The organism is Burkholderia sp. SCN-KJ, assembly GCF_024656005.1.
Taxonomy (GTDB): Bacteria; Pseudomonadota; Gammaproteobacteria; order Burkholderiales; family Burkholderiaceae; genus Burkholderia.
In genome coordinates, this window is the sequence record NZ_JANKOG010000062.1 from 1 (window position 1) to 10,196 (window position 10,196).

The window sequence follows — 10,196 nt, forward strand, 5'->3', positions numbered from 1 at the left end:
AGGCCCGTGGTGGAGCGGGTGAAGGGAATCGAACCCTCGTCGTAAGCTTGGAAGGCTTCTGCTCTACCATTGAGCTACACCCGCGACGGCAAAAATTCTCGCACGACTTTTGAATGATCATATGGCGCCTTCCCGTGATCCAAGAATAGCTGGGGAAGATCACAATTGCCGCAATCAGCCCTATTCTCCTGTAGACGCTCCCGATAGAGTTCTAACAAGCACAAGCCAATCTCAACTCAATCGCGCCCTAGCGCCACAAGCGGATGCGCCTCGCATCGCCAAAGCGAAGTCAGATGCACGCGTGTGCGCTCGGCTCGCACTTCGACCAGTGACATCGGGGCCCATCGCGGCTTGCGATCCTTGTCAACGAGATGTGCCCGCACACCTTCACGGAAATCACCGTCACTAATCGCCCGCGCAACGATGTCGAGTTCCATCCGGAAGGATTCGGCGAGTGTCATCTGTCGACCTCGCAGCAACGCTTCGCGTGTTACGCACAGCATCGTCGGCGAATGGCTCAAAAGCGCATTGAGCGTTGCCTGCAGCCACTGACGATGCTCGCGCGCCAGCTCGTCACGCGCGAGATCCTGCTTCAGCGTCGCGACGATCCGCTCGACGGTGGAGCGCTTGTCGAAGTGACGGACGATCCACTCCATCTGGCTGTCGAGCGCCGCATGCGGCACGACGTTGCATGGCGGCTCGAACACCTCGCACAGCGCAGGCAACACTTCGCCGTTCCACTTGACGCTCTCGATGCGCGTCTCGAACGTATCGAGCCACGACGACGGCACGCACAGGTCCGCGAGCTTCGCGGTCAGCGCGTCGGCGCCTGACAGCACCGCGCCCGTCAGCCCTACGTACAGCTCGAGCTCGACCGTCATGCGCGACAGGAAATGCGTCGCACCGACGTCGGGCACGAGACCGATGCGCGTCTCGGGCATCGCGATCTTGCTGCGCTCGGTCGCGACGCGCAGCGCCGCTCCTTGCGCGAGCCCCATCCCGCCACCCATCGTCACGCCGTCCATCAGCGCAACCACCGGCTTCGGGAACGTGTGGATCGCGTAGTCGAGCCGGTATTCATCAACGAAAAATGACAGCCAGTCGGCACTGCCCTCGCCCAACATTCTGTACAACTGGCGCACGTCGCCGCCCGCGCAGAAACCCCTATCGCCCGCACCGCGCAGCACGACCGCAACGATCTGGTCGTCGGTGCGGCAACGCTCGAGGAGCGCTGCCAGCTCGCCGATCATCGCGTACGACAGCGCGTTGAGCACGGCCGGCCGGTTCAGCGTGATCAGTGCCACGCGGTTCACCACGCGGAACAGCACCTCAGGCGCGAGCTCCGCGAACGCGTTGTGATTCGTGACCGGTGTGTTCATCGTTGTGGCTCTCCGTCGGTGTTCCACTGAGGCGCGCGCTTGCCAAGAAACGCGGCCACGCCTTCGCGCGGATCGTTCGTGTCGAACAGGTCGACGAAGCGTTCGCGTTCGACCGCGAGCGCCGCGCCGCGCGGCACGCCGCGGCGCGCGAGGCCGATCAGTTCCTTGCTGTACGCGACCGCATGCGGGCTCTGCCGGGCGACGTTGCGCGCGAGCGCCAGCGCCGCATCGCGGGCCGCGCTGCTTTCGACCACGTCCTCGACGAGGCCGATCCTGAGCGCCGTCGCCGCGTCGACACGCGTGCCGGCCAGGATGATCTTCTTCGCCCAGCCTTCGCCGACGAGCCAGGGCAGCGTCTGGGTGCCGAGCCCGCACGGCAGCAGGCCGACCGACGGCTCGGGCAGCGCCATCTGCGCGTGCGTCTCGGCGATCCGCAAGTCGCACGCGAGCGCGCATTCGAGGCCGCCGCCCATCGCATAGCCGTTGATCGCCGCGATCGTCACGACGCGCGCGTCATGCAGCGCCTCGAAGGCCGCGCCGAAACGCGCGGCCATTGCACGCGCGACCGCGCGGTCGCCGTCGGCGAACGTGTTCAGGTCGGCGCCCGCGCTGAAGAACTTCGGGCCGTCGCCGGTGATCACCAGCGCGCGCACGCGCGGGTTCGCGTTCAATGCGGCGACGGTTGCCTGCAGCTGCTGCAGCCCGTCGGCGGTAAAGGCGTTCGCGGGCGGACGCTTGAGCGTCGCGCATGCGATCGCGCCGTCGTCGACGTAGTCGAGTTCGATCATGAGGCGTCCTTCTTCGTGGCCGGTTGGTACAGGCGGATCACCGCCGAGAAATCGAGTTGCCCGTCGCCGCGGCTGCTCATCGTCTGGTACAGCTGCTGCGCGAGCGCGCCGAGATAGACGGGCTGGCGCGCCTGCTTCGCGGCGTCGTTCGCGAGGCCGAGATCCTTCAGCATCAGGTCGGTGCCGAAGCCGCCGCTGTAGCCGCGCGACGACGGCGCGGTGTCGATCACGCCCGGATACGGGTTGTAGGTGTCCGAGCTCCAGCAGCGGCCCGTCGACGTGTTGACGATGCCGGCCAGCACCTTCGGGTCGATGCCGAGCGCGACGCCGAGCGACATCGCCTCCGACACGGCCGCCATCGAGATGCCGAGCACGAGGTTGTTGCACACCTTCGCGACCTGCCCCATCCCCGTCGCGCCGCAGTGGACGATGTTCTTGCCCATGCCGGCGAGCACCGGCTTCACGCGCTCGAAATCCGCGTCGCTGCCGCCGACCATGAAGGTCAGCGTGCCGGCCGCCGCGCCGCCGGTGCCGCCCGACACGGGTGCATCGACGAACGCGCCGCCGTGCTCGCGCACGAGCGCGCCGAACGCCTGCGCACTTGCCGGGTCGATCGTGCTCGAATCGATCACGGTCGCGCCGGCGTCGAGGCCGGCCAGCACGCCGTTCTCGCCGGCGAGCACCGAGCGCACGTGCGGCGCGGCCGGCAGCATCGTGATCACGAAGGTCGCGCCCGATGCCGCGTCGCGCGGCGAGTCGGCCACCTGCGCGCCGGCGTCCTGCAGCGCGCGCAATGCATCGGCGCTCAGGTCGAACGCATGCACTTCATGGCCGGCCTTCAACAGGTTCAGCGCCATCGGCGCACCCATGTGGCCCAGTCCGATAAAACCGATCTTCATGGTCATCTCCTCCGCGGCTCAATGCAGCCGGATCGTCGTGTTCACCGGGCCGGCCGTCGTGTCGTCGTCGAACCAGCGCGCGGTGACCGTCTTGGTCTGCGTATAGAACTGCACGACCTGCTTGCCGTACGGGCCGAGATCGCCGAGCTTCGAGCCGCGCGAACCGGTGAAGCTGAAGAACGGCACCGGCACCGGAATCGGGATGTTGATGCCGACCTGGCCGACGTCGATCTCGCTCTGGAACTTGCGTGCCGCCGCGCCGCTCTGCGTGAAGATGCCCACGCCGTTGCCCATCGGGTTCGCGTTGACGAGCGCGATCGCTTCGTCGAGCGTGTCGACTTCCATCACGACCAGCACCGGCCCGAAGATTTCATGCGTATAGACCGTCATGTCGGGCTTCACGCCCGAGAAGATCGTCGGCCCGATGAAGTTGCCCTCCTCGAAACCGGCGACCTTCACGTCACGGCCGTCGAGCTCGAGCTTCGCGCCTTCCTTCACGCCCGCGTCGATCAGAGAAAGGACGCGCTGCTTCGCCGCTTTAGACACGACGGGGCCGACGTCGGTGCCGGCTTCAGAGCCCGCGTTGACCTTCAGCGCCTTCGCCTTCGCGACGATCTCCGGCAGCCAGTCGCGCGCACTGCCGACGAGCACCGCGACTGACGTGGCCATGCACCGCTGGCCAGCTGCACCGAACCCTGCACCGGCGAGCGCGTTGGTCGTCTGCTCGCGATTCGCGTCGGGTAACACAACTGCGTGATTCTTCGCGCCCATCATCGACTGCACGCGTTTGCCATGCTGGCTGCCGAGGTTGTACACGTGCGTGCCGACGGCCGTCGAACCGACGAACGAGATTGCCTTCACGAGCGGATGCGTGCAGATCGCGTCGACGACTTCCCTACCGCCGTGCACGACGTTCAGCACGCCCTTCGGCACGCCGGCTTCGACCGCGAGCTCAACGAGCTCCATCGTTGACAGCGGATCCTGTTCCGACGGCTTGAGCACGAACGTATTACCGCACACGATCGCCATCGGGAACATCCACAGCGGGATCATCGCGGGAAAGTTGAACGGTGTGATGCCCGCGCACACGCCGATCGGCTGGCGCAGCGTGTAGGTATCGACGCCGCCCGCGACGTTCTCTGCGAATTCGCCCAGCTGCAGCGTTCCGACCGAGCATGCGTGCTCGACCACCTCGAGGCCGCGGAAGATGTCGCCTTCGGCGTCGGGCAGCGTCTTGCCCTGCTCAGCCGTCAGCGTCTTGGCGATCCGTTTGAGATTCATTCGCACAAGATCCTGGAACTTCAGCATGATGCGCATGCGCGCGGAGATCGGCGTGTTCTTCCACGTCGCATACGCGGCGTGCGCGGCCTGCACGGCCGCGTCAACTTCCGAGACGGTCGCAAACGGTACACGCCCGAGCACCTGCTGCGTTGCTGGGTTGACAATATCGCGCCACTCAGTCGTCGTGGATTCAACGAAGTTGCCGTCGATAAGCAGTTTCGCGGTCAGCGCAGTTTGCCCAGCCTGGGGCGTCAGATTAGTGTTCATAGATCAGCTTCCTAATTGAGGCCCCGCAATGCATGCAATGCAAAGTTGGCCAATTCATGTTGATGGTGTGCCCGGCCCCGCCACAAACGCGTAACGGAATAGCCAGTGCGTCAATTGCAGCCCTGCTGCGAACCCAACTTCCTGGCACTAGCTCGGTACCACTACGTGACGGTCGTCGAAACAACCGATACACGCCTACAAACGTTGCTATAGCAAAAGCTGTCGTGCGATCACCATCCGCTGCACTTCGCTGGTGCCTTCGTAAATCTGCGTGATGCGCGCATCGCGATAGTGACGCTCGACTTCGTAATCGGCGAGGTAGCCGTAGCCACCGTGGATCTGGATCGCGTCCGAGCACACGCGCTCGGCCATCTCGGACGCAAACAGCTTCGCCTGCGATGCTTCGGACAGGCACGGCAGCCCCGCCGTGCGCAGCTTCGCCGCGTGATGCACGAGCAGGCGCGCCGCGTTGATCTGCGTGGCCATGTCGGCGAGCTTCTGCTGGATCGCCTGGTGCTCGGAGAGCGACTTGCCGAACTGCACGCGCTCGCCCGCATAGCGGCGCGCCTTGTCGAACGCGGCACGCGCGATGCCGAGCGCCTGCGCGGCGATGCCGATCCGGCCGCCTTCGAGGTTCGACAGCGCGATCTTCAGCCCTTCGCCGCGATTGCCGAGCAGGTTTTCCTCCGGAATCGCGCAGTTCTCGAACGCGATCGGGCACGTGTCCGATGCGCGGATGCCCATCTTCTTCTCGGGCTTGCCGACGATGAAGCCCGGCGTGTCGGTCGGCACCAGGAACGCGGAAATGCCGCGCTTGCCGGCTTCCGGGTCGGTCATGGCAAAAACGATCGCGACCCCGGCACGCTGGCCGTTGGTCACGAACTGCTTCGCGCCGTTCAGCACCCACTTGCCGTCACGCAGTTCCGCCCGCGTGCGCAGGTTGTGCGCCTCGGAGCCGGCTTGCGGCTCAGTCAGACAAAATGCGCCGATAGTCCGGCCTGTCGCCAAGCTGCCGAGCCAGCGCTCCTTCTGCTCTGGCGTGCCGTACGCAAGAATTGGCCCACAACCGACCGAGTTGTGCACGCTCATCATCGTCGCGCACGCTGCATCGCCGGCCGCGATCTCTTCGATCGCAAGCGCGTACGCCGTGTAATCCGTATATGAGCCGCCCCACTCTTGCGGAACAATCATCCCAAGTAAGCCAACTTCGCCCATCTGCAAGACGACCTCGTCGGGCAGATATCCGTCTTGATCTCGTCGCGATGCATTCGGTACCAGCACCTCACTGGCAAAAACATGTGCGGCATCACGAATCATCCGCTGATCTTCCGTGTAGAGATCGTTCATCTCGATATATTGTCCAGATTTGGTCGGTCTTAGCTTGTGGGGAAGCCCGTCTTGATGGAGAGAGTGTAAGTAAGCGCGAGTTCTGTATCGATGCTCGCAACGATCAATTGCACTAAGCGTTTTTGCCATACTGACGCTCGTTCCGATGGTGCGATGGTTTTAAAGCCGACTCGGTAGCGCGCAGCGGCACATTTCTGGTCGCAAATTCGACGTCGCCCCCCACTAGCGAAACATTCTTCCAAGGTGCATCGTCAGTCTCGATCGCGGCGAATTGGCGTACCTGGCAACGCTCGCGGTGAGACACTGCCCGCAACCTCGCGGGACTAGCCGAACAAGGCGCCGTCGCCGATCTGGATGCCAAGGTCGGCGCGACGCATACCGTTACAGGTACAACAAGGTAAATGCGTCGCAACGTCAATTGCATTCGTTCCCACGACGATGACGTTCCGTTGCACACAGACTCGCGTGAGCTCAGCCGGTCGCCTACGACCGAATCGTGTGTCTTTAAGAATTTTCAGACCGGAAACACCCCAAAACTATCAATCGGTAAATCTCTCCGTGGAGCAGCCCCCCCCTGAAACGCTCGACATATTCGATGTGTCGCGGCCCCTGTCTATATGCGTAGCGGGAGCGCGTTCAGCGCATAGATTGAGAGCGTATGGCGTTGCGCAGCGGGTTGCACAAACTGTTCGTCGAGATTCGAGCCTCAGCTGGCGGCCGTGGCATCATGGGCATGACGCGCGAGGAAGGCACGGCGATTGGTCGCTTCAAAGCAAGTCACTTGATCGAAGAGCTCGGTTGATCTGAAAGCAGTCAGGCAGCCATGCGTACGAGTAAGCCCCGGTCGAGAGGATCGATATACCGAATCATCTCAACCGTGCGTTCAAGGTTGATGCACCGAATTAAGTCTGGTGTGTCGACATCACGTGTGTCTGGGCACAAGGCCGTTGGCATTACCTGGCTGCCCTTGCTTTGTTCTCGCGCCGAGACGTCGGCTGGGCGTTCTCAACGTGCCCGGATGCCGATTCGGTCGTGCAAGCTCGGGATATTGCCTATGAGCGCATTCGGCCACAAGGGTTGCTATTCCACTCGGATCAGGCCGGTCAGTATGCGAGTCGGAAATCCTGTCAGCGCCAGTGGTGCTATCGGATATAGCCGAGCATACGCCGTCGCCGAAACTGTTTGGACAGCACTCCGATGGAGACGCTGTTCCACAGCTTCAAGACTGGGTGACCGCCGTCAGCGGGTTACCTGTCGGCGCAGGAAGCACACCGGGATATCAGCCGCTACCTGATGCACTGGCACAACTGAATACGGCCGCGTCAGTTCCATGACGAACGGTGCCAACCATCGCGGGAGAAAACGCGAACAATAATTAGGCCCGTCAACCAACCGATCAACTTTCACGCCGGAGTACGTTTTGGACGGCAGAATTAGATAGATCATTGGTTACAGGCTAGACCATCGTCTCTCGATAGTTAAAGAACTTCGACATCTGGCCGATCCCGGGATTGAAGCAATTGCAGGGATCGAGCTCCCGGTAGAACTTCGCGAGCGCTGGCTTTGCAGCGTAAAGGTGCCCAACGTTGTGCTCAGCCGGGTACTCCGCGCCGCGCTCATCCAGCAGTTCCCACACCCGGTGCTCGATACTCAGCTGGTCGTTGCCTTTTTTGACGATGTAGTCCTGATGGAACACGTGACACAGAAAATGTCCGTAATACAGCTTAATCGAGATCGCAGTCTCGATTTCTGCCGGTAATGTCTCCACCCAATCGCGATCGTTGCGGCGGAGCGCAACATCAAGCGCAACTATGTCTTCGACGTCTTCTGAGTGAACTGCGCGATATCGGACAGCAGCACCCGCAGCAGCAAATCGATGCAGAAAAGCTTTCTTACCCTCGTCGCTGGTGCATTCGAAGTAGCTGCCGGATGCAGCCGCAAAATAGTCGTCAAGGTATGCGCGAGTTTCGTCAACGCTTTCCGCCGAAACCTTCAACATAAGGTGATGCTCGTACTTGTCTCGAAACGCTGTCATGCGCTTTGGCAAGTGACTGGGGAACAGTTCGCTTACCGCCTGAAGCGCGCGATCTGTCAAGTTTGGTGGGAAAAATCCCAATCGATTGAAAATGGCGTCGAGACGACTCTTCAAGCTGAAAAAGACCGGCAAGCGTGACGTCCCCAGATAGTCAATCGCAAGGAACATATCCTTTCCATACTTTTCAGCAATATCAAACGCATCACGATGGAGGTACTCACCTGCAATCGGAAGATCTGGAAGCTTCTGGAGTGTGTGGCGCCGGATATCCGTGAGCTCGGAAGGCTCATTTGTGCCGATATAAAATACCTTTGGATTCTGCTCTATCGGGAATGTATCAAGGCGAACCGCGAACACCATCAGTTTTCCGGCCGATCCCGAGGCTTCATACAACCGCCTCGAATCCGCATTAAAGCGCGCAGGCGTGTCGGCATCGACTTCACTTACATGGCTCGCATAATTTTGATCCGAGCCAGCCCCAGCGTCTTGCTGGATGTCGGTATCCGAGAAGGTACGACGCTCAAGCCGATCAAGGATCTCTAGCGGGGATTCACCAAGTTCGATACCAAGGTGATTAACGAGTTGCAGCTTGCAATCACTATTCACTTTAGCAAATAGTGCCATCTCAGTGTAGGCTGGTCCGCGTCTAACAAGTGCGCCGCCAGAGTTGTTGCAGACACCGCCAAACACCGAAGCGCCAATGCAACTCGAGCCTATCACCGAGTGGGGTTCGCGGCCGAGGGGCTTCAGCGTTTTCTCGAGCTGGTCGAGTGTCGCCCCAGGCAGACACACAACCTGCCTACCCTCGTCAATTACATACACCTTGTTCATTCGGGTCGTGCTGACAATCACGACTGGCCGATCGTATTTGTCACCATCTGGGGTTGAACCACCCGTGAGACCCGTGTTCGAGGCCTGGGTGATCACGATCACATTCGCTGCGACGCACGCCTTGAGCACCTTCCACTGTTCGAGAATGGTTCCAGGACGAACAACCGCTAAGGCGGAGCCCGCCCCAAATCGGAAGCCGGTTCGGTAGCTACGCGTAGCTGCTTCTCCCGTGAGAACATGCTTTTTTCCTACAGTGTCGCGTAGGATAGTGACCAAATTGCCAACCGTCTCGTCCCTGGTTCCGGACGCTTCTGCGCGAAATGCAGTCACTTCTGTCTCCGTATGATCGCCTACGATGTGTCGTCATTGCGACGAGCAAAACGCTGCACATCGATTGCTGAGAAGTTTAGAATCCCATTTATTACTAGTCCAATATCTTGGAGTAGGGTTTTGGAGACGAAAAAGATATGGAACTTCGTCAACTACGATACTTTCTGGCTGTCGCTGATCACCTTCATTTCACTGAAGCGGCGGCACGTCTCGGCATTGCTCAACCGCCGCTGAGCCAGCAGATCCTCAAGCTCGAGCGCGAAGTCGGCACGGCACTCTTTATCCGTCATCCTCGTCGGGTCGAATTGACTGAGGCCGGACGACTGTTGCGCGATAGCGCCCAACGCATCGTCGACGATGCCCAGCAGGCGCTCGTCGAGGCGCAGAATGCGGGACGTGGGGAGACTGGCCGGCTGTTGCTCGGTTTCGCTGGCTCGACAGTGTTTCATCCGGTCGTGGCTTCGACCATGCAGCAGTTCCGGCACGCCTATGCACGTATCGTAATCAGCTGCGAAGAGAGCAACAGCGTGGCGTTACTCGACAAGGTGAACGCACGGAAGATCGATGCTGCCCTTGTCCGCATTCCACTACATTGTGGAGATCTCGTGGTTGAACCGCTCGTCTCCGAAGACATGATTGCGGTTCTGCCCGAAGACCACCCCCGGAGTCAGCACAAACGCATTGATCTGGCAGACTTGGCAGATGATCCGTTCATAACCTTTCCGCGAGCTATCGGTCCAAATCTTTACGATTCGATTGTCGGAGCCTGTCATGCTGCGGGATTTGTTCCGTCTATCGGCATGGAGTCGCCGCAGATATCATCCGCAGCCAACTTGGTCTCAGCGGGCTTCGGTGTGGCAGTAGTTCCCGCTTCGATTAGGCAAGTTCAGGTAGCGGGTGTTTCATACCACGAACTCCGAGGCAACCCGCTCTCGACAGGCATCGCTCTGATACATCGCCAGCGTGAACGGTCACCGGCAGTAGTGAACTTCGTGAGAGTTTTACGCCAGTGCCGTGCAACAGCATCAATGCTCTGAAC

7 protein-coding genes, 1 tRNA gene and 1 pseudogene are annotated in these 10,196 nt (G+C 60.9%); 2 read left to right on the plus strand and 7 right to left on the minus strand.

Annotation, left to right across the window (positions count from 1 at the left end):
- Window positions 1–10 precede the first annotated feature (10 nt).
- The 6 genes from NQV17_RS37375 to NQV17_RS37400 form a co-directional block, all read right to left on the minus strand.
- Window positions 11–84, minus strand: a tRNA-Gly gene (locus NQV17_RS37375).
- A gap of 152 nt (window positions 85–236) precedes the next feature.
- Window positions 237–1,379, minus strand: coding sequence for an enoyl-CoA hydratase/isomerase family protein (locus tag NQV17_RS37380; RefSeq protein ID WP_257776096.1), 1,143 nt, complete (start codon window positions 1,377–1,379; stop codon window positions 237–239).
- The gene (locus NQV17_RS37385; protein ID WP_257776097.1) at window positions 1,376–2,167 is read right to left on the minus strand and encodes an enoyl-CoA hydratase; all 792 of its coding nucleotides are present in this window, start codon (window positions 2,165–2,167) and stop codon (window positions 1,376–1,378) included. Before NQV17_RS37385 ends, NQV17_RS37380 begins: the two co-directional genes overlap by 4 nt.
- Window positions 2,164–3,066 (minus strand): 3-hydroxyisobutyrate dehydrogenase, encoded by a 903-nt coding sequence (gene mmsB, locus NQV17_RS37390; RefSeq protein ID WP_257776098.1) that lies wholly within the window; start codon window positions 3,064–3,066, stop codon window positions 2,164–2,166. The genes NQV17_RS37385 and mmsB overlap by 4 nt, the downstream gene beginning before the upstream one ends.
- A gap of 18 nt (window positions 3,067–3,084) precedes the next feature.
- Complete coding sequence (locus NQV17_RS37395; protein WP_257776099.1) at window positions 3,085–4,614, minus strand: CoA-acylating methylmalonate-semialdehyde dehydrogenase; 1,530 nt, start codon at window positions 4,612–4,614, stop codon at window positions 3,085–3,087.
- A gap of 207 nt (window positions 4,615–4,821) precedes the next feature.
- Window positions 4,822–5,961 (minus strand): acyl-CoA dehydrogenase, encoded by a 1,140-nt coding sequence (locus NQV17_RS37400; protein ID WP_257776101.1) that lies wholly within the window; start codon window positions 5,959–5,961, stop codon window positions 4,822–4,824.
- A gap of 655 nt (window positions 5,962–6,616) precedes the next feature.
- On the opposite strand from NQV17_RS37400, the pseudogene NQV17_RS38275 reads away from it, so the two are divergent.
- Window positions 6,617–7,269, plus strand: a pseudogene (locus tag NQV17_RS38275) (DDE-type integrase/transposase/recombinase); the annotation flags it as partial.
- 148 nt (window positions 7,270–7,417) lie between these two features.
- Here NQV17_RS38275 and dld read toward each other — a convergent pair.
- Complete coding sequence (dld, locus tag NQV17_RS37410; protein WP_257776102.1) at window positions 7,418–9,103, minus strand: D-lactate dehydrogenase; 1,686 nt, start codon at window positions 9,101–9,103, stop codon at window positions 7,418–7,420.
- Between the two features lie 191 nt (window positions 9,104–9,294).
- Between dld and NQV17_RS37415 the strand changes: the two genes are divergently transcribed.
- Window positions 9,295–10,194, plus strand: coding sequence for a LysR family transcriptional regulator (locus tag NQV17_RS37415; protein WP_257776100.1), 900 nt, complete (start codon window positions 9,295–9,297; stop codon window positions 10,192–10,194).
- Window positions 10,195–10,196: the final 2 nt, after the last annotated feature.